The 24,642-nt window shown below is 38.3% G+C and carries 29 protein-coding genes and 2 pseudogenes; 7 read left to right on the forward strand and 24 right to left on the reverse strand.

Features of this window, described 5'->3' with window-relative positions; genetic code table 11:
* Positions 1-433: 433 nt before the first annotated feature.
* The 13 genes from L6442_RS26615 to L6442_RS26675 all read right to left on the reverse strand — a co-directional run bounded on the left by L6442_RS26615 (position 434) and on the right by L6442_RS26675 (position 8,846).
* Entirely contained in the window at positions 434-838 is a 405-nt protein-coding gene (locus L6442_RS26615) for a GNAT family N-acetyltransferase (protein WP_212981393.1), read from the reverse strand.
* A gap of 54 nt (positions 839-892) precedes the next feature.
* Positions 893-1,441, reverse strand: a complete 549-nt coding sequence (locus tag L6442_RS26620; protein WP_212981392.1) for an RNA 2'-phosphotransferase — start codon at positions 1,439-1,441, stop codon at positions 893-895.
* Between the two features lie 280 nt (positions 1,442-1,721).
* The gene (locus L6442_RS26625) at positions 1,722-2,159 is read right to left on the reverse strand and encodes an ATP-binding protein (protein WP_212981391.1); all 438 of its coding nucleotides are present in this window, start codon (positions 2,157-2,159) and stop codon (positions 1,722-1,724) included.
* A gap of 12 nt (positions 2,160-2,171) precedes the next feature.
* Entirely contained in the window at positions 2,172-2,900 is a 729-nt protein-coding gene (locus L6442_RS26630) for a tRNA(His) guanylyltransferase Thg1 family protein (protein ID WP_212981390.1), read from the reverse strand.
* 205 nt (positions 2,901-3,105) lie between these two features.
* Positions 3,106-3,309 carry a DUF2834 domain-containing protein gene (locus tag L6442_RS26635; RefSeq protein WP_212981418.1) on the reverse strand — a complete coding sequence of 68 codons (204 nt, stop codon included), beginning with the start codon at positions 3,307-3,309 and terminating at the stop codon, positions 3,106-3,108.
* A 19-nt stretch (positions 3,310-3,328) separates the two neighbouring features.
* Positions 3,329-3,883 (reverse strand): hypothetical protein, encoded by a 555-nt coding sequence (locus L6442_RS26640; RefSeq protein WP_212981389.1) that lies wholly within the window; start codon positions 3,881-3,883, stop codon positions 3,329-3,331.
* Positions 3,884-4,000: 117 nt separating this feature from the next.
* On the reverse strand, positions 4,001-4,582 hold the full coding sequence (locus L6442_RS26645) for a hypothetical protein (RefSeq protein WP_212981388.1): 582 nt from the start codon (positions 4,580-4,582) through the stop codon (positions 4,001-4,003).
* Entirely contained in the window at positions 4,579-5,202 is a 624-nt protein-coding gene (locus tag L6442_RS26650) for a hypothetical protein (protein ID WP_237100096.1), read from the reverse strand. The genes L6442_RS26645 and L6442_RS26650 overlap by 4 nt, the downstream gene beginning before the upstream one ends.
* Positions 5,203-5,313: 111 nt before the next feature.
* Positions 5,314-5,922, reverse strand: coding sequence for a hypothetical protein (locus L6442_RS26655; protein ID WP_212981386.1), 609 nt, complete (start codon positions 5,920-5,922; stop codon positions 5,314-5,316).
* Between the two features lie 5 nt (positions 5,923-5,927).
* A complete protein-coding gene (locus tag L6442_RS26660; RefSeq protein ID WP_212981385.1) occupies positions 5,928-6,338 on the reverse strand; it encodes a hypothetical protein in 411 nt (136 codons plus the stop codon).
* Between the two features lie 791 nt (positions 6,339-7,129).
* Positions 7,130-7,870, reverse strand: a complete 741-nt coding sequence (locus tag L6442_RS26665; protein ID WP_212981384.1) for an ATP-grasp domain-containing protein — start codon at positions 7,868-7,870, stop codon at positions 7,130-7,132.
* Positions 7,871-7,972: 102 nt separating this feature from the next.
* On the reverse strand, positions 7,973-8,158 hold the full coding sequence (locus tag L6442_RS26670; RefSeq protein WP_212981383.1) for a DUF4083 family protein: 186 nt from the start codon (positions 8,156-8,158) through the stop codon (positions 7,973-7,975).
* A 181-nt stretch (positions 8,159-8,339) separates the two neighbouring features.
* Entirely contained in the window at positions 8,340-8,846 is a 507-nt protein-coding gene (locus tag L6442_RS26675; protein WP_212981382.1) for an HIT family protein, read from the reverse strand.
* A 308-nt stretch (positions 8,847-9,154) separates the two neighbouring features.
* Here L6442_RS26675 and L6442_RS26680 point away from each other — a divergent pair, with 308 nt between their 5' ends.
* Entirely contained in the window at positions 9,155-10,969 is a 1,815-nt protein-coding gene (locus L6442_RS26680; RefSeq protein WP_212981381.1) for a glycerophosphodiester phosphodiesterase, read from the forward strand.
* A 558-nt stretch (positions 10,970-11,527) separates the two neighbouring features.
* Here the strand turns inward: L6442_RS26680 and L6442_RS26690 are convergent.
* The 3 genes from L6442_RS26690 to L6442_RS26700 form a co-directional block, all read right to left on the reverse strand.
* Positions 11,528-12,145, reverse strand: a complete 618-nt coding sequence (locus tag L6442_RS26690) for a CPBP family intramembrane glutamic endopeptidase (RefSeq protein ID WP_237100097.1) — start codon at positions 12,143-12,145, stop codon at positions 11,528-11,530.
* A gap of 53 nt (positions 12,146-12,198) precedes the next feature.
* On the reverse strand, positions 12,199-12,837 hold the full coding sequence (locus L6442_RS26695; protein WP_212981380.1) for a hypothetical protein: 639 nt from the start codon (positions 12,835-12,837) through the stop codon (positions 12,199-12,201).
* Positions 12,838-13,034: 197 nt separating this feature from the next.
* A complete protein-coding gene (locus L6442_RS26700; RefSeq protein WP_212981379.1) occupies positions 13,035-14,189 on the reverse strand; it encodes a phosphotransferase in 1,155 nt (384 codons plus the stop codon).
* A gap of 339 nt (positions 14,190-14,528) precedes the next feature.
* On the opposite strand from L6442_RS26700, the gene L6442_RS26705 reads away from it, so the two are divergent.
* Complete coding sequence (locus tag L6442_RS26705) at positions 14,529-15,044, forward strand: zinc metalloprotease (protein ID WP_212981378.1); 516 nt, start codon at positions 14,529-14,531, stop codon at positions 15,042-15,044.
* A gap of 14 nt (positions 15,045-15,058) precedes the next feature.
* Complete coding sequence (locus L6442_RS26710; protein WP_212981377.1) at positions 15,059-15,673, forward strand: hypothetical protein; 615 nt, start codon at positions 15,059-15,061, stop codon at positions 15,671-15,673.
* A gap of 210 nt (positions 15,674-15,883) precedes the next feature.
* Here the strand turns inward: L6442_RS26710 and L6442_RS26715 are convergent.
* A pseudogene (locus tag L6442_RS26715) lies at positions 15,884-16,021 on the reverse strand (VOC family protein); the annotation flags it as partial.
* Positions 16,022-16,275: 254 nt separating this feature from the next.
* Here L6442_RS26715 and L6442_RS26720 point away from each other — a divergent pair.
* Together L6442_RS26720 and L6442_RS26725 are read left to right on the forward strand one after the other, a co-directional pair.
* Positions 16,276-17,223, forward strand: coding sequence for an IS110 family RNA-guided transposase (locus L6442_RS26720; protein ID WP_237099960.1), 948 nt, complete (start codon positions 16,276-16,278; stop codon positions 17,221-17,223).
* A 62-nt stretch (positions 17,224-17,285) separates the two neighbouring features.
* Positions 17,286-17,507: a hypothetical protein gene (locus L6442_RS26725; RefSeq protein ID WP_237099961.1), complete on the forward strand. Its 222-nt coding sequence runs from the start codon at positions 17,286-17,288 to the stop codon at positions 17,505-17,507.
* Positions 17,508-17,597: 90 nt separating this feature from the next.
* Here the strand turns inward: L6442_RS26725 and L6442_RS26730 are convergent.
* A pseudogene (locus L6442_RS26730) lies at positions 17,598-17,882 on the reverse strand (VOC family protein); the annotation flags it as partial.
* A gap of 75 nt (positions 17,883-17,957) precedes the next feature.
* Positions 17,958-18,422, reverse strand: a complete 465-nt coding sequence (locus L6442_RS26735) for an NUDIX domain-containing protein (RefSeq protein WP_237100415.1) — start codon at positions 18,420-18,422, stop codon at positions 17,958-17,960.
* A gap of 291 nt (positions 18,423-18,713) precedes the next feature.
* Here L6442_RS26735 and L6442_RS26740 point away from each other — a divergent pair, with 291 nt between their 5' ends.
* Together L6442_RS26740 and L6442_RS26745 are read left to right on the forward strand one after the other, a co-directional pair.
* The gene (locus tag L6442_RS26740; protein ID WP_194234366.1) at positions 18,714-19,052 is read left to right on the forward strand and encodes a nitrous oxide-stimulated promoter family protein; all 339 of its coding nucleotides are present in this window, start codon (positions 18,714-18,716) and stop codon (positions 19,050-19,052) included.
* Between the two features lie 375 nt (positions 19,053-19,427).
* A complete protein-coding gene (locus L6442_RS26745; RefSeq protein WP_212978978.1) occupies positions 19,428-19,946 on the forward strand; it encodes a GNAT family N-acetyltransferase in 519 nt (172 codons plus the stop codon).
* Between the two features lie 265 nt (positions 19,947-20,211).
* On the opposite strand, the gene L6442_RS26750 is transcribed toward L6442_RS26745, so the two are convergent.
* The 5 genes from L6442_RS26750 to L6442_RS26770 all read right to left on the reverse strand — a co-directional run bounded on the left by L6442_RS26750 (position 20,212) and on the right by L6442_RS26770 (position 24,100).
* Positions 20,212-20,892, reverse strand: a complete 681-nt coding sequence (locus L6442_RS26750) for a hypothetical protein (RefSeq protein ID WP_212978977.1) — start codon at positions 20,890-20,892, stop codon at positions 20,212-20,214.
* Positions 20,893-21,345: 453 nt separating this feature from the next.
* The gene (comI, locus tag L6442_RS26755) at positions 21,346-21,441 is read right to left on the reverse strand and encodes a competence inhibitor ComI (RefSeq protein WP_237100098.1); all 96 of its coding nucleotides are present in this window, start codon (positions 21,439-21,441) and stop codon (positions 21,346-21,348) included.
* A gap of 347 nt (positions 21,442-21,788) precedes the next feature.
* The gene (locus tag L6442_RS26760) at positions 21,789-22,130 is read right to left on the reverse strand and encodes a hypothetical protein (RefSeq protein WP_212978976.1); all 342 of its coding nucleotides are present in this window, start codon (positions 22,128-22,130) and stop codon (positions 21,789-21,791) included.
* A gap of 196 nt (positions 22,131-22,326) precedes the next feature.
* The gene (locus L6442_RS26765; RefSeq protein ID WP_212978975.1) at positions 22,327-23,115 is read right to left on the reverse strand and encodes an aminoglycoside adenylyltransferase domain-containing protein; all 789 of its coding nucleotides are present in this window, start codon (positions 23,113-23,115) and stop codon (positions 22,327-22,329) included.
* A gap of 190 nt (positions 23,116-23,305) precedes the next feature.
* Positions 23,306-24,100: an alpha/beta fold hydrolase gene (locus L6442_RS26770; protein WP_212978974.1), complete on the reverse strand. Its 795-nt coding sequence runs from the start codon at positions 24,098-24,100 to the stop codon at positions 23,306-23,308.
* Positions 24,101-24,642: the final 542 nt, after the last annotated feature.

The following is a 24,642-nucleotide window of genomic DNA, read 5'->3' on the forward strand; positions in this document are numbered from 1 at the left end:
CCCCAATCATATTTCATGCGAAAAGTATAGCATGGAATTTCCAGTCAGTGCAATTTAACTTGATAAATGGATCGCTAACCATTTCGGATCATATTCCCAGCACCCTGCCGTTTTTTTATAAATCAAGTGGGGGACGTTCACGTAAAAGTTCCTTAATCTCTCTCAATTCTTCTAATATTTCTTTGGTGTATTTGTTACTTTGAGAGTTGTCTATTCCTAGCTTCACTACGAATATGCCGAAAAACAAGCCTAAAACGAGCGACAAAATAAAGGTTATGGTCTCCAAGATTTTTTCTCCTTTCTCAAGTCGACAGAAAGTTTCGAGTGAGCTTCTCTCAAGTTGATAACACCTGCATTTATATTATAATTTCAAACAATACAACAAGACCCGCCCTTAGATAACTTCTATCCTAGGCCGGGTCATATGTTGTCTTTAAAGCTTTTTTAACAAAATTACTTCAAGAGGATCATTTTCTTGCAATAAACAGCCAACATCTTTATAGCCGAGTTTTCGATAAAAATGCTGCGCATCCTCGTTGGATTGAGTCGAAGTCATTACGACTTCAAAGCCTTTCTGTTTCATAAGTTCTTCCCAATATATTACAGCTTCCTTACCATTTCCCTGCCCCCGGTATTCTTCATCGAACCATATCATGTTCAGGAACGGGGTATTGTCCCAAAAATATCCGTACCTCATCCATCCGATTTCTTGATTAGATTCCCGGAAAATGAAAATTTCATGATCTCTAATTTTAGTTCTTATCAATGACTCGGCAATATGACTATCTCTTTCAAAAAGGTACTGATAATCTGATTCTATTGCAACTTCGATCTTCACAGCGATATTCCCCCAATTATTTTTAATGACTTGATTTTTCCCTTCCCTATCCTTCTAATTAAACTCCTTAAGGTATTGTGGAGGTACATAGTCAGCAAGCCATACGCCATGATTTGCAACATAAAACTTAACATGGTTTTCTAAAGCTCTTACCGTATCCACTTCAAGAATAACGAGTTCGCCGCGTCTTTTGCCGGCTAAGGCAGCGAATTCCAGTGTATCTGACAGATGCACATACTTTCTCCCCATGGGTTTAATTCCTTCAGTGAGGATTTTATTACTGACTTTAGTGTTTGTCCCGTGATACAAAATTGCTGGCGGAATAGATTCTTTATACTCCAGTCTTCCCGTACTATGTCCATAGTTGGCTCTTATGTATCCATTCACAATCTCATATCTTTGTTTTGGGCAATTTTCTACAACTTGAAGGATATCTGCCTCACTAACATTAGACCATCTTTTCTCTGATTTAATTCCGTTGAGCAGATCCTGAATATCACAATAGCCTTCATGATCCAGGTCGAGCCCGAATTGTTCCGGTGTATGTCTTAGGATTTTGCTCATAAATTTACTAAGGCTTTCTTCTTGTTTTCTGTTTAACATTTTATCTCCTTAGATATAAGTTGAACTAATGATTTTCACGATGAAGGCAGCCGGCAGCCGGGTGAAATGTTCTTACGATCGCTCTTGCTCGCAGATTTCTTTTGATTAACACTAACTCATGGTCAAAATCCGCTCACAAAGGCGAACGCTGCGCTTCTTCAGAATCATTTCTCCTAGGTTCAATATTCTAAAATGATCCTTCTTTGGAATGTTGAACCCTCTTGCCTGATTCTCGTCTATTTCTTTAGTTCAACTTACATAATCAAAATATTTAAAATTTTCATTCCATCTTCTCAATCAAAAACTCTCCATCTGCTGATTTAACTGTGTACAGTTCATCAAAACCTTCAGCATACGTAGGCTTCTGCAGCTTCTTTAAAGTACTCTTAATCGCCACTTCGCTAACCTTTTCCTTACCTTGCCTCATCTCATTTCTTGAAAAAGACAAGTCATAGTCAGGCTCAAAGTAATAGCCTATCACCTTAAACTTATACTTCTTGGCAATTTCTATATATTTTCTTCTATCGTCGATCGTTGGATTGGTATTGTCAACCACAAATCGCTGCATGGCTTTGATTGAGCCGGCTAAATAAATATCCTCACGATTTCTTGTTCTCAGCATATCAAGGTTGATTCGCATATGTGTTTTAAAAAAATGCTCTTTATAAAAGGTCGACTTACCAGAACCTTGAATTCCAATAAAGATAACACATTCCATATTTACTCATCCTTACCCGAGATAAACATATTGATTGATATATTCCCGATGTTGACTGAATATCGGCGTTTCAAAATCCACATCCCACTTGCTCCGGGTAGCTTCACCTTTTTTATAATACTGTTTAGTTATGCATACACCGCGTTTTTGCCAAATAGGCAGGTCGTTCCAATTGATTCCCTTCTCCAAGAATAACTTATCCTGAAGCTTTTTGCCGGTTAGACCTTGGAGTTCATGATGAGGAAAATTAGCTTGTGCAACCATAGAAATACTGTTTTTCGTTGCATCTTGCTGTCTCCAGAGAAAATAATTCGTGACTTCATCATGAGGCAGAACCCAAGCTCTGCTGTCAAATGTGGCAAGCGGTTTATCAGGATAATATTCCTTAATCGCTTCATTGAACTTGGCAGTCGCCATAGACGCAGACACGGAAACGATTTTCTGAAGATTATTTTCAAACCAAGATTGGGTGGTTAACTTATCATAGTTGGTCAGCAGTACAGATATCTCGTCACTTTGATGATAAACTAATTTACAGCCCATTATATTCTGAGCTAAGTATTTGCACGTCTCCCAAAATGCCTTGGTTAATAACTCATCAAAAGGTTTTTTCATTCCACGGGTATAAGTATGAAAATGAGAACCATCTATTCGTATTATTAATGGGAGCCTCTGAGGAAGGGTTTGCCTGAATATATTTTCATAACCCTTCATACGGTTGCCAAAGTCATCTTTTTTCATTATTTCTCCTTTCATTCCCTTCAGGATTTACAAAATTCGATTACAGACGCTCCCGGGTAGAATATATAGACGAACTAAACCGTTTCGATCTATATATTGCTTGATTAGAAGTCGCTTTTGGGATTTTTGCAAAATCCTCCCCTAAAAAGGTATTATCATCTTGCCTCATTTTATTGGTAAATATAGCCCTTCTCATTACCCGTATTCAACTGACTTTTTTCTTTTCAATGTGTAACTCCCTTAGGAATAAAAAAATAGGCAATCCAAATGAGACACCAACCGTAAAAGTCCCAATGATCGGGATCCACAACAGTCTCAATCCCATTTTGATCCGTTTGCTTTCATATAAAATAAATGCTGTTAATACGACCACCGATACGATGACATCTAACCAAGCAAAAGAACCCATTCGTGTTTGGGCTGACTGACTAACCAAACCAGAAAATCACTCTTACATCTTCCGGATCTCCCAACTTCAATAATTTTGGAATTGTTTCATTGATAAAACCCGAACAGGTTTCCTTAATATTTCGGTACTCCATAAATTGATCACAATAATATTTTTGATCCCAATTGAAAGCAATTAACTCCTTCAGCAATAGCCAACTATGATCATAAAAATCATTTTTATTTTCAAATGCGACTTCATTCAATTCAGGAGAAATATCCCCTGGAAGACCTCTTGGTAAAGATATAAAATTTAAATTTTGATCATTTCTGGTGTTCGATAAAACACTAAATAAATCATAGTTCCGATCTTCATTGTAAAATTCATGAGGGTCACTTGGTGTTAATTTGCAGGTTCTGTATTCTGGATACAGGTAGTAATAAGGATTCACTTTCCACTTATCAGCGCTTAACCAAATAGCGTTACTATTTAATTCTTCTTTACTCTTTTCAGTTTTTCTCCAAGTACCATCAATCTCTTCATATTCCTCTCTGTAGTATCTTTTCTCAACAAAAAACCAAATGTCTGTGCCCATAGAACCTCCCGGATATTTTTGAGAAGCTTTTTTTTAATGTGGATTTCTTTCTTATAACGTTCTTGTATCCAATCCCTCCTGCTTCAAAAAAACGAAGCGCCTGGCCGCGAGTGGCTTTTATCTTCCTACAGTTATTATCTGTCCTTTATGATCAAGACCCCTAAAAACAAAATTCCCTACATCATTCATAGGCAATTCATTATAGGACACAGCAAAACCATCCTGCACTTTCAATTCGATATATACAGAAGACTTTTGCTTTATTTCTTTTAACTGATCGGAGATTTTATGATCTATATTATCGTTACTGATTATAACTTTTTCGATATCCGGGTTCTTTGCTTCAACAGCAAATATTGTTTCATATCGTCCGGTTGAATTTAAACTGGCTGACCAGGTTCGACTAATAAAATCGTTCGGCTCTCTAGGCAGCATTTCAGAAATATTTCTTACCTGATATAGCATGCCCCATGCAACTTTAACTACTTTCGCATATTTCTTGTCACCTGTATCCCAAATGACTATTTTGTTATTACCGAATTCTTTTTGGTAAACCACATGACCATTTTGAAACGGGAATGACTTTAGAAGAACTGATTTTTCATTAAATGAGTATCCAAATTGGGAGGTAAAAAAATAGGTTACCGAGCACAAAATTAATAGTACTAAAATAATATATATGGGCTTTTTTCTCATCATGTCTCCTTAAAACCGTTCCATCTTCTAAGTACCTTATATCCAAAAAGCTCCAATTGTTCATCAATGGTTTGTATTGAGCGGATTTGCCTTAGATAATTGATACTTTTAAATAGCCAACTGTCTTTTTCTATTAGTTCTTCAATAACAATAGTTCCTTCCGGGAATAATTTATTTAGCCGATTAATATATTCCTTCTCTGATGCTCCAATATAATATGTAGGAGGGTGCGGATAAATATTACTATTAAAAACAAAATTAAAACCTAATTTATTTAAATATTCCGGAATATCGACCTTATTTTGCAGCGCTTTATCCTGGATTATATAATATAAATTCCTATCAATATTTTCCAGGTTAGTGACATATCTACTTGGGAAGTGTTGCATAAGCAAACGGATTATATCATTTGTATCTTTGGGATATTTAGAAGTAGGTATAAAAATGTAGCCCAAAAATTCAAAGTATTCTTGTAGAGATCCTCTAAAATTTTTAGCTTTCATTATATCTTTGATCTTTTGATAAAGCTCTTGAGGTATTGCTTTGTAGTATGTTATTTTTTTGGTCTTAACATGCTGATCAATGGCCTTCATTAGACCTAATTCTTCCTTCGAATACTTCATCTTCAACTCCTTAATATACATTTTATTTCCAACAACGTTACTAGATTCACGAACACGAGAACTTTAAGCTTCGTAAGGTGGCCATAACGCAGTTGCCATCGTTGAAGAAATTTAAAACTTTCTAAGAAACCACTCATCCATTTTTCTCATCATTTCAATTGCAATTTTTTCACTTCTATCATTTACCCATCTAAATAGTGGTTCTCTAATAAAACCAATCAATTCTTCTTTTGTCTTTTCTAGGCTTCTCAGCAATTCCTCGTATTCGTATTCTATAAAGCGTAGTTCTTGTGTTACCGTCGATCTGTCGGGAGCATCCGGCCACACCTTGACTCGATTATCACTATATGTCATCCCTGGATTCGGATCATGTCCTAACCAAGGGCTTGTCTTATTTCTAACAGAGTCATAAACCTCACTCCAATCTTCTAAACCACAACAGCAACTAGGCAAAATTACATTGTTTTCTTCAAAAAAACCAATACCTCCTGAAAGAACTACACCTTCTTCTTTAAAGAGTTCATTAAATGATTCTTCCAGGGATTGTTTTACATTAATATTGTTATATCCGAATAAAAGAATTAAAAATAATACAACATCTTCTTCACTACTTTCAGCATCTAATTTGGCATATTCCTTACGTGTTACATCGTTCTCAATCCAAATAGGACACTCATAATAAGGTTCAATAATTACGGCTTTTGTATATGGTTTGCTCATATTTTTCACTCCACATCCGTTGAGTACTGTAAGGCGACAAATTCCCTCTTAACAAATTTTAAATTACTTACTATATTATCTGCTTCATTCTCTGATATGCCTTCTCTAATCAGATTTCCTTCCTCGTCAAATAAACGAACATTAGTCCATTTCAACTCTAACAATTTAGCAAATCGTTCAGCATCTCTTCTATCATCATATTTCCAAACCACTTTTGATCTAATATGTTCAGGAAGCCATTGTGCTCTAAATTTATGTAGTTTCTTATATGAAATATACTTTTCTATTCTTCTACCGCCTCTTGCCATACCGTATACTTTAGGGCTCCTAGCCATTCCATGACAATACAGGATAAATACTTTCGCTCCAATTTTAAGCTGCTTATCTATTACCACATTTGCAACTACTCCATACATGATTGTAATTCCCCCTTACCAGCAAACATCTATATGTGTCCGATCTGAACTCGTTTCCCGCTGTTGAAATACCTCGCCAAATTCTGGCTAGACCTATTGAATTACATAAAAAGATTCGCTAAATAATCTTTCGATATTTCACTAATAACATAAATGATGATAATCAGATTAATCAGTAGTGCTAACAAAGTTGTTGATAGTTCGTTCTGATCTCTTTGGATAAATATGTGATTTATCTGAAATCCTAAGGAGATGCCTTCACCCATTAAATTGATTGGTAAAATTATTATAGAATATAGGACTAGGACTGAGAATATATTCAAAACCATTCCTATAATTGAACATAAAATGATAAGAGTAATATGTACCAAAGGCCACCACAATATGATTGCACTATAAACTGATATGCCTTCAATTATGTACCTAAGCGTTATTCCAATACTAATCAACAATAGAATAAATATTAACGAATATTCCAGGGGAACAGTTGAGTGACTAAAGAATTCTCCATCAAATCTATCAAAAACCTCGCGACCAAATATAAAACATATAATTGTAAGAATGATAAGTATAATCATTTTTTGAGTTAATTCTGATTTGTTCATATTTCACCTCGCCTCTCTTCAAAGTGTTTCGTATAAGGTTCTGGTATCTACGAACCCGAGAGGCTTATGGAAGCGAGATGCATCCGGTTAACTTTGCCGCTTAGCTTCGCATCCACTCGAAACCGCTTACTAAACTGTTGGGCGGATCAAAGGAGTCGTAAGAAGACAGTACACCCGCCCTTAAAATTATAAGTTTCTTAAATAGTCTGTAGTTCCCGTTAATTCTGACCATCTAGCTGAAAGAAATTTTGCATAGTTTACCGCGTCGATACCATAAGTCCCTAGAGAATGACCATCATTAATCTCCACCAGCTTCATATTTCCTTCTCGGTCAATTCCAAAATCCAAACCATATGCTGCTGGCGCATCAACAAAATCCTTAACAGCATTTCTAATAACACTTAAATCTAATTTTGAATCCCAAGCACCTTTATAATACCTGATATCAAGTATTTCTCCATATCGTATGAAACAACGCCATTCAGTTATAAAATCAACAATTTCTGAACACCAAATATTCGTATCCTCATATTCTCCAATCAATCCTATAAAATCTTTATATTCTTTAACAACTTTGCCAGCAAACTTTTTCGTTACATCTTTGGGTTTTATAAAAACATTCCAATTCTGTTTATTTTCAAAAAGTTCCTGAATAGTTGTAGTCCATATTTTTCTGCCAAAATAACTAGATAAGGAATTAGGATAATCTATCTCTCCTTGCTTTCTTTCTATACCCAATATTGCAAGACGTTTTCTCACATTACCAATTCCGCCAACAACTAAATCTTCTGGATTATTGTCTATAATTTCTTTTATGTCATAAAACTTAATGGTCTCCCATCCTAATAAAGTGAATCCTTCATTAGCAATAAATGCATTTACATTGTAGAAGTCTCCATTTTTATTTGCCTGAATATACGCTTTCATCAATATACCTCTCTGATATTCTTTATTAATTGGTGGCTTCGCCACTTAGCCTTGCAGCGTTGTCTATGATTAATTTTTTTGGGACGGGGGAATATTGGTATCCTAATTTTTGTTCTTTATTTCTTCTAAAATAATTTCCATCTTTTCCTCCAGTCTTTTTAATGAAGCTTTTGTTTCCCTACTGTTTTTAATCATTTTGTTCACAAACAAACATAGACTTACAAAGAAAAGAATTACTAACACTAGCACTATTAACTGATAAATTGCAGTTGGCCATAAGAAAGTCATTGTTTGATTCTCCTTTTTTGTTTATAAAATTTTTTTCAAATAAAGTTCTACTCGTATTGACAAGCCCGAGAGGCTTAAGGCCATACGCGCCGGATCAAACGGACTTCGTTCACAGAGTTGTGAGCTGACACAGCTTTACTGCTTATTACTTCTTACGAACCAGGGCAAAGCCCGGAGCGTATTACTCCGTTCTACTTACAAAATCCCTTAATCCTTCTCTTAATTCATTAATTCCTTCAATTACCTTCTTCATATTCTCTTCATCGTTCAATTGATTTCTAGCATGTAATAATACGGGTCTTAATGATTCGACGGATTTTCCAAATTGTCCCATCCACTCATATCTCGGAACCATCCATAAATGAAAATGATGTGTTGTATCCTCGTTATAAAAATAATAAACCATATCAATTCCAAGCCTTGTTCTTTGTTCACTTCTAACCTTATGTATTAATGAAATGTATTCAATCTGTTCTTCATCCGAGAGCTCATCCATACAGTGAAAATGCCGTTTAGAGGCTAAAATTACTAATCCCCTAATTGGATATGCAACGTCTTGATGAATATGAAAATGATTAGATTCATAAATAACTCCACCAGTTGGTGTAATTAATCCGCTGGTTAAAGCGCAGCTAAGACAATCTACTTCAACAGTTCTTCCATCAGCCAAAGTAATCTGCCGTGGCATTTAGCACCTCTCCTGTACTCGTTTTTAGATCTTGCTTAGTAAATTTCATCTATCGTTGGTGTATCTAAACATTTCCCTTGTATCTGAGCGCCAATGGGTTCTACTACTCCTCTGCTAATCACTCCTCCAAACCAAAGACATTTTGCAGCCTAGGTGTTTTTTTCAGTGTCCACTAAATGGGGTCTTGACCAATGTGGGGTTGGAGGTTTTACACTTCCCACTTTGCCGCCTTGTTTGGAAAGAACGGGATCTAGGTATATAATGAGATACGTATTCCACGATTCTGAAACAAAAGGAAAACCCAGACCATGAATGCCAAACATACTAATACCAACCGTTTTCGATTCATGTCTTTTCAAATGATGAGAGAAATTATACGCGTGTGGAAGTATGCGTACCGTCCTTTTCTTCTATTTGAATTGGTATACAAACTACTGACGATTGGTGTATTTATCCCGCTGTTATCCATACTTTTCAACAAAATACTGGCTGCTGGGGGCTTCGATGCAGCCGCCAATCACGACCTTCTGCGCTTCGTGTTCAGCAGATACGGCCTACTTAGTGTGCTGTTAATGGCCCCAATCGCCATGATGCTCATTTACACAGAGTTCGCGGTTCTCTTCTATATTGCTTACTACGGGATTCAAGAGAAGCGCGCACGAATCCGCCCTGTATTGTTCAAGGCAATCTCTCGCTTGCCAGGCTTATGGCGCATCGGGGTATTCGGACTTGCTCTCTACTTGTTGCTGCTGTTCCCACTGCTTGATGTCAACATTGGCGGATCGCTGTTACCTAATTTGACGATCCCGAACTTTGTTACGGGCGAGTTGATGAAGACAATCTCTGGAACTATCGTTCTTGTCATCGTCGGATTAGTCGTCCTGGCATTGAACTTCATCTGTATCTATGCACTGCCGATTATGATTTTGGAAGGCAAGTATCAATTCTGGAACGCCGTTCGCGAGAGCAGACGATTGTTCTGGCGCAGCAAGTGGTCATTAGTTAGAGCCGGGCTTGAATGGGCAGTACTCTTCCTGTTTCTGTTCATTCTACTTATCTGTTTGATCATTTTAATCGCGCTGCTCCTTCCTAATGGGGATGGCGAGTCCACATTAATGATTACCATCGGCATCACGCTTAGCTTTGGTTTGTATATCGCAACACTGGTTATGACTCCAATGTTCATTACCATCGTCACCCTGCTCTATGTACGCTATCAAGGCCATGACCGTGTGAACATCGATACTGATGGAGTCGATGCTTCTGTCTGGAAAGGACGCGATATGCAGCGTTTGCTCGTGCGACGTTATCGTTCAGCGCTAACTGCATTCGGAATGCTCATTCTTATGGCTATAGGCTGGGGAGCAACCACACTGTTGACTGATTGGGGAGAAGCCAATGAGAAGTTCATCATTATGGCTCATCGCGGCGACACCACTTCAGGCATAGAGAATACGATGGGTGCCTTCGAAGGCGCCATTCGGACAGGTGCCGATTATATCGAGCTCGACATTCTGCAGACGAAAGATGGCAAGCTTGCGGTCATCCATGATGAGAATTTGAAACGACTGTCAGGCCAAAATGTGAACGTATATGATCTTACCCTCAGTCAGCTGCAACAAATTCCGCTGCGCGCAGGCAAGTTCCAAGACCATGTGCCATCCCTTGATGAGGTGCTGGAGCGTACAAAGGGAAAAATCAAGCTTAATGTGGAACTGAAAATACATGGACATGAGAAGGACTTCGTCCCTATATTAGTCGATACGATTCGTAGACATAAGGCTGAACAACAGATCATTATCCAGAGCTTAGACTATGAGCTCGTGCAGCAAGTGAAGAAGGCCGCACCAGACTTAACAGTCGGGTATGTCATATTCGCCACCTTCGCTCCGCTCAATCAGTTTGAAGCAGATTTCTTTGTCGTCGAAGAGGCCTTTGCCCGTCCTCGATTGATTCGTTCAGCGAAAATGATCGGCAAGCCGATTTATGTCTGGACCGTGAATGATGTGGACAGCGTTGAACACTTCTATACGTTAGGTGTAGATGGCATCATTACGGACATTGCCGCTGACGCAATGGAGACCGTTCAAATGCTGCATAAGGAACAGAGTCAGAAACAATAAGATGAAAATATCACCCGCTTCACCCGGAAATTTAGCGCAGGGCGCTATTCTACCGGGTGTTTTGCATTCTCTGTATTTGCACATATTGGCCATCAGCCTGCATTTGCCGATTTATCGGTCGGATGAAGCGCGAAATCAGAACAACGGCGGCATGGGACTCGGACTTGCTATTGCGAAATATGTGCTGGCACATCATGGAGCGATCGAAGTTACCTGGCTTTTCACATGTTCTGGCACTGCATTTTGTATATATTTTTCAATTAATTTTATAATCCGTTTCTTTGTTAAGTCGTCCATTTTCTATCTCCTATTCATATTCTATGTTTGTCTATTCATTTAATTATTACTTTCTTCTTTGTAATTCCTCGATCACAAGCTTTAACTCAATTTCTTTATGTATAAATAATATATTATTTTTGCAATGATGTCTCATAACGTTCGAGGTGTTCCCGAAAGACATCACTACCCATATGGCGGCATGTCCCACTCCCGGACAGTCAACCTCGTATACCTTTTGTGTCACACGATGTTCCTACTTCCTAGAGGAGACCTCAAGCTTCATTCTTTCGACATCCTCATTGCAAAAATCACTGAAAATAAATTAAATACAATATGTAGTATGAGCGCAAACAAGATCGATTGCGTCATTTCTGTCATGGCTCCCAATAGAATGCCTCCCAGAAAAGCAATAATTATAAATCTAATGCTTTGTGCTGATAATTTATAATACTGCAAATGACAAATTGCAAAGAGAATCGCGGAAGTAATAACTGGTGTTGTTACAGACATACTAAATACCTGTATAATTTCGGATGAGACAAAGAACTGCTTTAAGTTTGGCAAAATTAATCCTCTAAAAATAATTTCCTCAATTATCGGATAAGTAATTATAAAATTTGTTATATTAAACTTCCCTTTCGGATTATATCCTGAGAAACGGGCAGACACGATATAAACCAAAATAAGGACTCCAAATATCGGTAGTGCCTTTTCATAATGAATAGGCGCCTTAAAAATATACTCATCATTAAATAAAGGAACCGAGATAATTATAATAATGGCCCAAACTAATACAGTATATTTCTCCATTCTTTTTAAAAGGGTTTTTCTTATAAGGATTTCTACCAGCTTATACGAAAACGTCAGCAGCAAGAAAATGAATAACATAAGATACATATTTCCCCCCTAGAAACTCAAATTTTCCTTAGGTAGTATCGGTCTAATTATTTTTAGGAATTTCTCCAAGGTTCTTTAACCCATGTTTCTTTCCGAGCTATTAATAATTCATTCTCCTGAAGATTTGAGAAAAATATTGACTCGTCGATAGCTTGATAATAATTCATATTGCCTTTATTTATTATTGCAGCATCAAACATCCATATATTATCCAACTCGTTCTGTACTAACGCTTCCCAAGGACGGCCATCCGTTGCTTCATTAGTAAAATATACACCAGATTGATTAGGGAAATACGAGAATTCCTGCATTAACTTCCAAATCACTGATCTATGTTCTTCTCTTAAGACGTAGTCGAATTGACATTGTATAATCTCCTCTGTCCAAAAGAGAAGGCTAATTTCAAGCCAAGATTGCTGCGATTCTTGGATGTTTTTTGAAGTCCAGCCCATAACAAAAGGACGAATGTGTAAAAGTTGTCCACCGATCACAAGTTCTTTTGTTACTTCTCCTCCGCTCACATCCATTGAGCCATCCTCATCCATCTCCCATTCTAATCCACTAAAAGCAGAAATGATTTGAGCGTCTTTAATCCCGCATTCATTTAATGTGTTTATAAAGTCATGCATGATCTCTTTTATATTGCTTTGATCGCACTTTATATAGGTTTGGATTTGAGAATATTCCGGCATCTTATCCCTCATTTTATCATTGCGTATGTTTCAATAATGTTCTTGTATTCACGGAGTCCTACCGACTTAAAACGACGAAGTCGCTGGCTGCGCTTGCGAGTTGTCGGTGCGATGTGTCCTCTTAATCCTCTTACCAGTCGATGTTTCCTGCAAATCGAGGAGCCACCAGGCTCCGATGCACGATATATTTGAACAACTCACAAGAAAACACTAGGCTTAAGAGAATCCGCCTCCGCAATCAACTTTTTGTGTACCTTAATGATACTATCAAGCTGGTTAAGTCTTTCTCTAAGCTTAGTATTGTTTGGTTCTTCTTCTAATTTAGAAAGTATCGAAAAGAATTGAGGGACCTCCCAAACACTTCTTAGAGCAGCGCTTAAACTAAATCCATATTTAACCATTCCTATATCACCCCGCCACCCCATATCTCGCAATCCTTCTATGTATGAAGTAAATAAAGAGTCATGAAATATTTGATATTGATTAGGCTGAATAATTCCAAGACTCATATTCACCCCAAATAATTTACCCAAGTCTTCGCCGATACCAGAAATACTCATGAACTGCCAGTCGATTAGAACTAGATGACTTTCACGCGATTTTTTTTTGACGAGTAACATATTCATCTGACTCAAATCTTGATGTGCCAGCACACGCGGCAACTGTTGAAGCGAGTCTAATGATGAGTCAATATTTTTGAGCACCTCCTGATACCAAGCCCAAGTGCTCTGCACAGTGTCTATTGATATTCCACTCACATACGCCTCCATATTTGGAGCATACATGCGACTTGCAGTCGTCCATGACTTGAGCCATGCTTTGCATATCCACTCATGTTCAGGCAATTTTTTAGCCCCTTCTAGATATGCCCCATTAAACCGGCCTAATTGCCGGGCAATATATGAAAATTGCTCAATTGTATGCGCGTATTCGCCCTCAACATATTCCATCCAGAGCCATATGGTACCATCTTGTTGTTCTTCAACCAAATAGCTTTTTGCAGTGTAAATGGAATCAGGAAGTTCTTTTAAAACTCCTGATTCAAATACAAGTGCTTCACGTCGCCAATAGTTGTGATGTTCAAAGCTATCTTTCTCCTCTGTGTCCGGTTTAATGATTTTTAAGATAACGCACCAAGGCTTCAATTCATCATACAACTTCACCAGACCATGCAAACGTAATATACCAGATGTTGTGAAGTTGGGGGTTTTGTAACCAATATCATCGCAAGTTATTGATACAAGTTCAACAGTTTGATTTCCATGAATAGATTGAATACAAGCTATGATCTGTTCAAACTTATTCTCGATATTAATGGCAGAATTATTTCTCAATATAATTTTTGAGTACATTTAATCTGTCTCCTTGTTGAACTTATTGCTTGAAGAGACACCTCCTGGCGTCAATAAGCGATTGATTCTTTTAGCCAATTTCATCTAATGTTCCCGTATTCACGACGTTCAGACTCTGATCTTAGAGCCGCGCGAAGTTGATTTTACACGGCGTAAACCGTTCTGGAAATTTCACAAAATAATAAAAAAAATGAAAAACATATCCAAAAATGCATCAAATGAATTGTTATTATATTCCATTTATAAAAGCTCTGAAGACTTTTTAACCGTGTGAAAAGTAGTTATTGAGGACTACTGAATGGAAATCTTCCAAAAATATTTTTAAGGAGATGAAATTTCATGAAAAAAACACCTCGAAATTTTCTCAGAACCATGGGAATTTCCACTTTTTTACTAGCTTTAACAACTACCGTTGTTTCAGCTGAAACCGATCCCGGCTGGGGTTCCCAATCTCCAAACATCAATGTACCGTTCAACAACTATAATGATACTTGGAGATCACCAATGGATGCTGCTGCTGTTGCATGGAACGGAACGCCTACTAAAGTAACCGTTGGATTCCTATCTTCCTCGCCCAATAAGGTTTTAGCGGATAGTTACCAAGACACTTGGTACGGATTGTCATCATCCGCAAACCCGGGACCCTTCACTATCAAATTAAATTCAAGAACTATCAATAGGGATGCCTCAAATTTTTACAACTTCGTTAAATCCACTCTCGTCCACGAATATGGCCATATTTTTTGCCTAGATCATACTACCAAAACATCTATAATGAACAGTAATCGTGATCGAAATACAATGACAACCCCTCAAAAATTTGATATTGATGAAGTGAATTCTGTTTATAAATAAGGAGGAATTAAATTATGAAGCGTAAATCAATGTTCATTGGTCTCGTTTGCTTCGTAGTGGCCATTACCGGAATCTTCTTATTTTCTAAAAACACTACAACCCCACAAAAAGTAACACTTTCCGCAGACTACCCCAAATATGATAGCTTAGAGAATCTGGTTGATAGAGCTGACACAATCATTAAGGGTAAAATCATTGGATCTACATACAGCGAATTAAACATAACTGAAAAAAACAAATCCGATGACGAATTCCTTAATCCTAGAGGCGAAAAAGACAATAGTACGATTCCTTATACGATCTTCACTGTTGAAATTGAAAAAACTTATAAAGGCAATGCCGGCCAAAAAGATACAATACAAATTAAACAATTAGGCGGAACCATTGGAAACACTGAATATGTTTTGGAAGATGAAGCTGACGCTAAACTCGAGGAAGGAAAAAAATATGTTTTCTTCCTTGAAACTTATCCCGATTCTCCCGCCAGTCTATTGAACCCTATTCAAGCCAGCTATGAATACGATGATAATGACAACATCATCTCTAATAAACAGTCCATACAAAGTGAACAAAACAAAATTAATTTCAAAATGGAAGACTTGGACCATATCGTGAACCGCAATAAATAGAAATTATAATCCAAAAGGATTTTACATTATTCAATTCTTCGTCTTAAACATATTGCCTAAGTAATCGTTCTGATCGTTCAGCTAGATCTTTATATGGTTGTGGAGTTATTTGAATTCGATCAAAATTCCGCATCTACGACGTGACCCGACCTTGGACAGTTCTTTATCTTAGGTCGGGTCGTGTTTTGTCTGACAACTTAAGGACGAGTGCTACTTCATTCGCTTTCCAATAGGATGGTCTTCGTTCAACTGCAATAAGTCCCATAAGTTCCCATAAAGATCTTTGAATACTGCGACTATCCCATATGGTTGTTTTTTGGGCAGTCTAACAAATTCTATTCCTTTAGAATCAAACATGGCCTGACGGTCACCACCATATATGAAAAATGGGACTTGCGTTCTTGCCCACTTTTTGAGGTACTTAAGATAGATGGATCAGAGGTCGGTTATATTTTGGAGACACACTCCGTGTTAGAATCGGACCCATTGCAACCACGAGAATCGCCGATTGTTACTACGAGTACGCGTATAAAGTGTCATCTTGTACAAGGTTGCATGATCTGTCTGTACAAATCTTGAAACCTCGAAAGGAGTTGTTCCTCTTGGATGCAATTTTGGAACGATGTGCCGGTCTAGATGTTCATCAGGATAACATCGTAGTCTGCTTGCTCTCCGGTCCGCTGGAGAAAAAGCCATCGAAAGAAATTCAAACATTCGGGACGACCACGAAAGAATTGCTGCAATTGCAAGAGTGGCTTCTGGCTCGGGAATGCACACATGTAGCTATGGAGAGCACAGGCGTGTACTGGAAACCCATATGGAACGTTTTGGAGGACACGTGTGAGTTGACCTTAGCCAACCCAACGCGTATCAAGAATGTTCCAGGCCGGAAGACCGACTACAACGATGCGGAATGGATCGCTCGGTTGCATCGCAGCGGATTAATCGAGAAGAGTTTTGTACCTCATAAAGACATTCGCGATTTGCGTGACTTGACTCGTTATCGGCGCAAGCTCCTCCAGAATGTGACCCAAGAGAAGAACCGGGTTCACAAGATCTTGCAAGATGCGAATTTGAAACTCACCACCTTTATGAGCGACATTTTTGGGGTTTCCGGTCGAGCGTTGCTTGAATCCATTGTCAATGGCGAGGTGCTCGATGAGAAGCAAGTTCGAGACATGGTCAAGTCGACACTAAAGCGTAAGGTCCCCAAACTCATGGAGTCGTTGAATGGACGATTACGCATCCATCACCGTAATATGATCCGAAGACATCTGGAGCATATTGTGTATCTCGAGAAGGAGATTGTGGAACTGGAAGCGGAAATCGATTCTCTGCTTACGCCTCATCACTTGGAAATGGAATTGCTGGACACCATTCCTGGGATCAACCATGATGCAGCGGCGAGCATCGTGGCCGAATTGGGTACAGATATGTCTCAATTTCCATCCGATGGGCACGTTTCTTCATGGGCCGGGGTATGCCCAGCCAATCATGAAAGTAACGGTAAAAAAAAAGAAAAAAGAACCAACGAGGAAGTAGAGGGCTAAAATCGGTTCTCTGCCAATGTAGTTGGGCAGCGATACGTAAGAAAGACTCACGGATCGCTGCGGTGTACTACAGGCTGGTCAAACGTATGGGCAAACAAAAGGCCATTATGGCGGTTTCACATTTACTCTTACGCATGATCTACGTCGTCCTTCGCGACAAAGTGCCTTACGAGGAACTGGGTGCAGACTATTTGGGTAAACGCGAGAAGACTATTGAGTACTGGATTCGTAAAATCAACCAGATGGGCTATAAAGTTGAGATTCATGAGCTGAATCTAACATAGACCCATATTTTGGAAGTTCAATCAAACAGAAACCTTTTTTTGCTTTGGCGCGCTTTCACACTTTAATGCGCGAAGTTATTTTTCGTATAAAATCATATCGTTATAATCTCTCCAGAAATCATCAGTGTTCAAAAACAAAAAAACTCTCCCGCCGGATTGATTACCAATAAATGCTTCTTGCTCTGGTTTCGATGCTCTTGCCAGTAAAATGGTTGTGCCTACTGAACCCGGTGGAGCAACGACCACCCATCGTTTATCTTGTTCAGGCTGATAAGTATCCTCAATTAATGTAAAATGAAGCTTTTGTGTATAAAAATCTATTGCCTCATCATAATCCTTAACAACAAGAGCAATGTGGACTATTGATTGAATCATCTCTATTCTCCTCCGATTCTTTTATCTATGTTTTTTTAAGTATTTCCGATAACGTCTACGTCTCCGCGAGTAAACTCACTTAACATGATCTTTAAATGTACTTTCCCAAAAAGGCCCTTCTTCTTTATTAAAATATCTCACTATAATATCTCTTACTGGATATGGTTGTAAATTGTGTTGTTCCATATCATTTATCCGAATCCAATAAAATTCCAAATGACTTTCTTTAGACTCCGGGTTCAAATCATGATTGATACTCGGTAACACAACTCTAAATAAGTGATTTATTTCTTGATGATATGTATCGGGAAGTTCAAAATCAGCTTCAACACATCCAAGATATTCATGTACAATACAATCTTGTCCAAGCTCTTCTTTGATTTCCCTAGATAAAGTTGTTCTCATTCCTTCCCTAAATTCCACATGGCCGCCTGGAAGAAAAGTATTGTCCATTCCTTTGCAGTGGGCAACTAATAGGTTTTCTTCGGAGATAATAATTCCCCTTGCAAGTACATGATATTTTTGACTTTGGTTTTCCATATACTTCACGATTATCACCCTCACACGATAGTTTTTTATATTTGCTTAACAAGCTTTCTTCTAACGTCCTCTCTGCCTTAAAGGAGCGAATGCGACTGTTTCATATTATCTTCCTCCCCCTTATCCGATTTCTCATAACATTTCATCTCGGCATCTACGGCGCGACAACAGACCTATGTCAAAATGCCTTAAAAATGTAAAAAGAAGACTACTTTCCTTAAATGATGAGATGATATTGTTAATGTATAATACACTTTTAATTTTTATCACATTGAAAAGGGGTCTTCATACATGACAACAGCAAAACGGCAGTTAAATGATGGTCCTAAAATTCGAAAAGAAAAAGATATTGTTTCGAAAATGATTCGTCTATATTGTAAGAAAAAACATCATCATAAAGAGTTATGCGAGGAATGTCAGGACTTAAATCATTATGCTATGAAAAGACTATCCCTCTGCCAATTTGGTGAGGAAAAGACGGCTTGTGCAAAATGCCCTATCCATTGTTACAAACCGGATTACCGTCAAAGGATTAAGGAAGTTATGCGTTTTTCAGGTCCGTGGATGCTGCTATATCATCCAATTGAGTCCATTAAACATATCCCAATTCCAAGTAAGTTAAGAAAATAAACCTTTAGAATACCCTTTCCTACATAAGGTTCATCCTTAGATCTAGGCTCCCAGTCCCCTCAATTTCCTGATCATTCAAAAAGGCTGAAACCCATTCCAACATAACAATGGAATTGGTTAGAAGGGCTATTTCTCAATCTTAAAAGTAAACTTCCATTTAGCATTATTTCCCGAAACCTGCAGTGGTTTTCTACTACTGTTGACACCCATTCTGTTTTATTTATACTCTGCGCTAACTAGACTGATGTTGAAAACTTAACACTCTATTCATATAAAAAATTTCATACCATATATAATTGAATTAGTACATAATTGTAAAAAACTACTAAACAACGGTTACTCAAATTAGCAAAAAGTTATGGGGGAGAAGCTATCATGAAAACACTTGAAACTGAACGCTTCATTCTTCGGGGATGGAAGGAAAGCGATGCTGACGAATATTTTGAATTATATCAAAATCCTGATGTAGAGAGTGCTGGAGCGAAAATTTGTGAAAATATAAATGAAAGTCTTGAATCTATCCGTTTATTAATCAAATGTCAGGAGTCATGGGCTATCGTCCTAAAAGAAAATGGCATAGTAGTTGGTTCAATTTTTCTTAGCGATATAAACAGGCATGTCCGCTATAAAGAATTAGAATATGTCATATCAGAGGGTCATCAAAATAAAGGATATGCTACAGAGGCAGTTAAGCGTATGTTAGAATATGCTTTTACTGAACTTGACTTATTGGTTGTGGCAGCTTGCCATTATCCGTCCAATTTAAAATCCAAACGTGTTATTGAAAAATGTGGTTTTACGTATGAAGGAACACTACGCAAGTACAGCAGAAATTTAACCGACAGCGTACGGTACTCTATGACAAAGGAAGAATGGGATAACCTAAAATATTAATCAATTTCAGATAACGCCTTTTGAAATCATAAATTTCACAGAGTGCCCACTAGGGTACAGAGCATAGCGTGAACATGATGTTATTATAGGCAAGCGACTGGGTCCGATGGACTTAGCCTCGCAGGGTTGTCTGCCTGATTCAACTTCCTCGAAAAGCTTCGGGCAGACCAAGAAGCGAACGCGACGCGGTTTAGATACGTTGTTAGACAAAGTATACCGCTTCTTTGTTCAGAGGGCGCCACGGATAGCGCTCCCCCTTAAGTACCTAACTCATACTAAATATTTTATTCATAGCCTCGAGATCACTTTTGCCAATGCCCTCTTTACTTAAAACTTTTACTGAATTTGAGCATCTCCAAACCAAGTAATTATCGTTTCTATCGAAACTAATTAAATCGTCTGGAAAGTCCTCAATTTTCTTTAATCCGAAATACTTACATAACTCCTTATATTTATAATCGTCAATAATATCATAAGTATCTCTAGTCCTTATATCTAATTCATATTCAAAAACCGTATCCCATTTTTCTTTATTTAACACTTTCAATATAGCTGCTTCTTCAATATGTGTCTCAAAGTTATTACATTGGATCTCATATCCAAGATAGAATCTACCCTGCTCGTCAATCGAAAATGTCTCCTGGTATAATGTATCTGCACAAACATAATGACGAACAATAATATCATCTTCAGGTTCAATGATAATAAGACCCTTCTCATTAACAAAGTCTCCTCGACAAGGTTCCTTTTGGAGAATACCAAACGCAATCGGCTCCAAATACGCATACTCTACATACCCCCCAAATCTTTTCTGAAAATCAATAAGTGTGAATGTAGGTTGAATTTTTAGGGCCTCAAAAGCTTTTAATATTTCTTTTTCGTCTTTCACAGAATCTTTCCATTTACATTTAGCAAGATATTCTAAAGCCCTCTTAGATAATGTCACTTCTCGTCATCCTTAATCATTTTATTTAAAATATCCACGCACGGATGCGCGGGGTCTTCGATGTACTTTGGCTAACGTTTTTGTATATACGAACTTGATAGGCTTAAGGCAGCAACAGCGATCAGATTCAACGGACTTGGCTTCGCAGAGGTATTCGCTAAACAACCTTTCCGCTTACCTCATCATGGAACCAAATTCCGAACGGACCGCAGCGTAGATACATTGTTATCTGATGGGATGCCCTCTTCGAAATACTTTAAAAATAATGGTTAGTCGCTTAAAACAATGGTTTCATTTAATTCTTTGATACATTTTTTCAATTATGGTATTATATATTTAATAAAGACCAAGTGCGCTAACACTTGGTCCATACAATTGGCTTGGATGGTTTATTCCCTTCTAAGTCTTATAGGAACAAGAACCCACCTCTGGCCTTAACCTTTGGGTGGGTTTTTACTTTCTCTTGTTGTTTTTATTGATGTAAGTAAGAAGAGCAAGAATAAATGATCCAAATAGGAACATTATCGTTAATGCATCCTTCACTTCCATGGCTTCACCTCCTTTCGAAGGGAAACCATGCCCACCCAAGATTCAATTGTAGTTATATTTTACCTTTATTTATATCGGCGTACAAGCGTTCTTATATGTTGTTTTGACCTTATGTTTTTTAAAGGTGGTCTTAATTTGATTCGCAGCCCTTTCACATAACGTTTTGGTATCTACGACCCGAGAGGCTTAAGGGAGCGCAAGTGACCGAGTCCGACGGACTTAGCCTCGAAAGGTTGTCTGCTGAAATCACTCCCCAGAATCGCCTCTTGTAGACCAAGGGCCGAACGGCCCGCAACGTAGATACTATGTTATGAGATGTCAGCGGCTTCTTTGAATTACTATCAATATTATTCCAGATTTAATTCGTTTGTCTTCTCGTGTTTTACTAATTCGCTTTTTGAATAGAACTTAACCATCTTCCCATTTTCAATTGCATAATCAATTTCTTTTCTTGTACTACTACCAATGTATCCGCCAGCATCGATAACAAATATTTCATCTGACATATCAATTTTACGGAAATGGATTTCTCCAAACAATTCTGCCTGTTCCTTGGTAATCTCAATTCCTTCGCTTTGCTCAAAAAAAGCTAGACTAATAACAATATTTCCTTTAAGGGTTAAGTATCTATTCGCTTGTTCAAATTCTTTCTTGAATTTTGTTGATCCACATAGTGTTATTACCTTCATTTATATTCACCTCTGTTACTTCTTCTTGTCCGCCGATACCTCATAACGTTCTTGTATCTACGAATTCGAAAGGCTTAAAGGAGCATAGCGACTGGGTGGCTTTGCCACTTAGCCTTGCAGGGTTATCTGCCTGAGTCTACTTCTTCGAAAATCCTCGGGCAGCCCAGGAACGAGCGCGACGCGGCGTAGATAGATGTTATAAGAAGTTGCGGCTTTCTCTGAGTTGCTCATCAAGATCATTTGAAGCTTCAATTATTACTGAATCCAATTTGTTTAGCCACTCTGAATATTCCGGCATCCTTACTTTCGATGTGTCTTTCCTTAGTTCTTTAGATTTCAGCAAATGTTCTTTCCAACTGTTCTTTAAATGTTTTAATCCCCAATCAGCAGCTTGACTTTTTGAAAGTATTTCGCCAGAACTCAACCAACACATAAATTTTGAAGTTAACAGTAACCAATCAATTGAATGTATGCTGCCACCTTTGCCATGTTCCCTCATGCAACTAACAAAATCGATAAGAAATTGATTAATCTCTTCTTTCGAGATCAATGGCAGCATGTGATATTGTGATTCTCCAAATAACAAAAGTCCATGATTTTTTATGGTATACATTGTAAATTTATCAAGCTGATTCTCTTCCCACACTTTTTCGCCTTTCGATCCCCACCATAATGCTCGACCTGTTTCTCCTTGAATTAAACGAAGCGGTAAGAATGCACCTTCTAGCATGTAGTTATAAAGATCTGGGTACTCCGTTCTGTAAAAAATTCTTTGTTTGATTAATTTCTCAACCTCACAACTAGCAAGGTCATTTCTAAGTATTACTAAGAAATCTAAATCCCCATACCCCGGGCAGAGATCGTTATATAATGCTGAGCCATAAATATATACGCTTATTAATTGGCCATTAAGTATGAGCTGCATGTCTTTTAAAAATAGTGATAGGGTTTGATTAAGCTTTTCATCTTGGAAATCTTTGATCAAATTCTTTTTCTCCCTTATGGTTAAATTTGCCCCAATTTCTTATAACGTTCCGCATTCCTGACGTTCAAGCGGCCACATCCATTATCATAATATGATTTAAATATATTCTAGCACTCATTCATATTCTGTTAGTCAACTATGTTGCCGTTTTTTTCGTGAAAAAAGAGCCGCCGAGGCAGCTCCTTTAATTTTACTTGGTGAAATATTCAGTCAAAACAGGAGCGAGGAAATCCGGAGCCACGTTATGATCCTGACTCTCGAGGATGTGGCACTTTGCATTGGGGAGTCTGTCCACGAGCGCTTTTACTGCATTTTGCTGGTATTCAGGACTTGTCCCTCCACCCACCACGAGCGTAGGGATCGAGACCGAAGACCACCGCTCGGCTGGCAATGGGTTGCCCGACATGGTGTCACCCATGATGATGCCATCATAGACCAATGTGTGCGCTACATCTTCCATGGCCGGCCAGAATGGGGCTCTTCGCATCGGAGCAACGAAATCGGCAGGAACGCCTGCTGCTTTCGTTAAGAAATACTCAACTGCGTCGCCTCGGCGACCCAATGTTGTCAGCTCTTTGAGCTGCTTTAAATAATCCTCCGGCAGAGGATGACGCGAATTGTCAACGACGAACGGTGGCTCGTACAATGCGAGCTTCGTGATAGCAAGCTTGCGAGCTGCTTCGAGGGCAAGAACTCCTCCGGAAGACATGCCGAATACGAATGCCGATCCACCAGCCTCGTTGATAAGAGTTTCGATATCTTCGACTTCGCGCTCAACTGCGTACGGCGCCGTGTCGCCGCTATCCCCTCGACCCCGACGATCGTAGTTGAATACGGTAAAGTGGGGTGACAGAAGCGAAGCAAGCTGCAACATCATCCGATCCGAACGAGTTTGGAATGCAGCGCATACCAAGATGATCGCCGGTCCATTTCCGAATATATCAAACGCAATGGTGGTTCCATCTTTCGAAAGTATTTTTTTCATTATATTTGCCTCCTGAGATTTATAATTCACTTCTGAATGACCAATAGTCTGTTTTCAAAACCCTCCCCCTTCTTTGGTGTTAGCTTTTTATTAGTATCTGTAGTATAAAGCGTGACGTCGCGTAAGGTGCAAGAGGGTTAAAAACATAGGGACTTCCTTTTATGTTCGTTGCGTAGATAACTTTCCACTAGTTAAGAAAAAGCAGCTGAAGAAAAAGTCGGCTGCCTTCAAATGTCTTAAATTATTAATAATTTAAATGACTATTTCCATTCATCTGTTGAATGATTTGAAATTCTATACTCACCAGGTTCAGTCTGTACTGTTAACACGACTTCAGATGCACCTTCAGCTATTGTTGCAATCTCTTGTAATTAATTCATCTATACAATCTGTTAAAAATGACCCTGGTATGCTAATTCATCATTATTATTCCAGAATTTTATATAAGGGTGGTCGGCAAATCTCCCAGAAGGGAGGTGATGCCCATGGAGGTTAAAGATGCACTTTCCTTAATGTTCACGCTATGTTCATTTTGGCATTGC

It is taken from the genome of Paenibacillus azoreducens, from assembly GCF_021654775.1.
GTDB classification, from domain to species: Bacteria; Bacillota; Bacilli; order Paenibacillales; family Paenibacillaceae; genus Paenibacillus_AQ; species Paenibacillus_AQ azoreducens.

Bases quoted from the DNA above. Each gene is read 5' to 3' on its own strand.
- L6442_RS26645 (WP_212981388.1), bottom strand. From the start codon at position 4,582: ATGATGAGAAAAAAGCCCATATATATTATTTTAGTACTATTAATTTTG.
- L6442_RS26680 (WP_212981381.1), top strand. From the start codon at position 9,155: ATGAATGCCAAACATACTAATACCAACCGTTTTCGATTCATGTCTTTT.
- L6442_RS26620 (WP_212981392.1), bottom strand. From the start codon at position 1,441: ATGTTAAACAGAAAACAAGAAGAAAGCCTTAGTAAATTTATGAGCAAA.
- L6442_RS26675 (WP_212981382.1), bottom strand. From the start codon at position 8,846: ATGCCACGGCAGATTACTTTGGCTGATGGAAGAACTGTTGAAGTAGAT.
- L6442_RS26665 (WP_212981384.1), bottom strand. From the start codon at position 7,870: ATGAAAGCGTATATTCAGGCAAATAAAAATGGAGACTTCTACAATGTA.
- L6442_RS26770 (WP_212978974.1), bottom strand. From the start codon at position 24,100: ATGAAAAAAATACTTTCGAAAGATGGAACCACCATTGCGTTTGATATA.
- L6442_RS26700 (WP_212981379.1), bottom strand. From the start codon at position 14,189: ATGTACTCAAAAATTATATTGAGAAATAATTCTGCCATTAATATCGAG.
- L6442_RS26690 (WP_237100097.1), bottom strand. From the start codon at position 12,145: ATGTATCTTATGTTATTCATTTTCTTGCTGCTGACGTTTTCGTATAAG.
- L6442_RS26640 (WP_212981389.1), bottom strand. From the start codon at position 3,883: ATGGGCACAGACATTTGGTTTTTTGTTGAGAAAAGATACTACAGAGAG.
- L6442_RS26735 (WP_237100415.1), bottom strand. From the start codon at position 18,422: ATGGAAAACCAAAGTCAAAAATATCATGTACTTGCAAGGGGAATTATT.
- L6442_RS26745 (WP_212978978.1), top strand. From the start codon at position 19,428: ATGAAAACACTTGAAACTGAACGCTTCATTCTTCGGGGATGGAAGGAA.
- L6442_RS26655 (WP_212981386.1), bottom strand. From the start codon at position 5,922: ATGAGCAAACCATATACAAAAGCCGTAATTATTGAACCTTATTATGAG.
- L6442_RS26670 (WP_212981383.1), bottom strand. From the start codon at position 8,158: ATGACTTTCTTATGGCCAACTGCAATTTATCAGTTAATAGTGCTAGTG.
- L6442_RS26635 (WP_212981418.1), bottom strand. From the start codon at position 3,309: ATGGGTTCTTTTGCTTGGTTAGATGTCATCGTATCGGTGGTCGTATTA.
- comI (WP_237100098.1), bottom strand. From the start codon at position 21,441: ATGGAAGTGAAGGATGCATTAACGATAATGTTCCTATTTGGATCATTT.
- L6442_RS26710 (WP_212981377.1), top strand. From the start codon at position 15,059: ATGAAGCGTAAATCAATGTTCATTGGTCTCGTTTGCTTCGTAGTGGCC.
- L6442_RS26695 (WP_212981380.1), bottom strand. From the start codon at position 12,837: ATGCCGGAATATTCTCAAATCCAAACCTATATAAAGTGCGATCAAAGC.
- L6442_RS26705 (WP_212981378.1), top strand. From the start codon at position 14,529: ATGAAAAAAACACCTCGAAATTTTCTCAGAACCATGGGAATTTCCACT.
- L6442_RS26660 (WP_212981385.1), bottom strand. From the start codon at position 6,338: ATGTATGGAGTAGTTGCAAATGTGGTAATAGATAAGCAGCTTAAAATT.
- L6442_RS26740 (WP_194234366.1), top strand. From the start codon at position 18,714: ATGACAACAGCAAAACGGCAGTTAAATGATGGTCCTAAAATTCGAAAA.
- L6442_RS26760 (WP_212978976.1), bottom strand. From the start codon at position 22,130: ATGAAGGTAATAACACTATGTGGATCAACAAAATTCAAGAAAGAATTT.
- L6442_RS26650 (WP_237100096.1), bottom strand. From the start codon at position 5,202: ATGAAGTATTCGAAGGAAGAATTAGGTCTAATGAAGGCCATTGATCAG.
- L6442_RS26630 (WP_212981390.1), bottom strand. From the start codon at position 2,900: ATGAAAAAAGATGACTTTGGCAACCGTATGAAGGGTTATGAAAATATA.
- L6442_RS26625 (WP_212981391.1), bottom strand. From the start codon at position 2,159: ATGGAATGTGTTATCTTTATTGGAATTCAAGGTTCTGGTAAGTCGACC.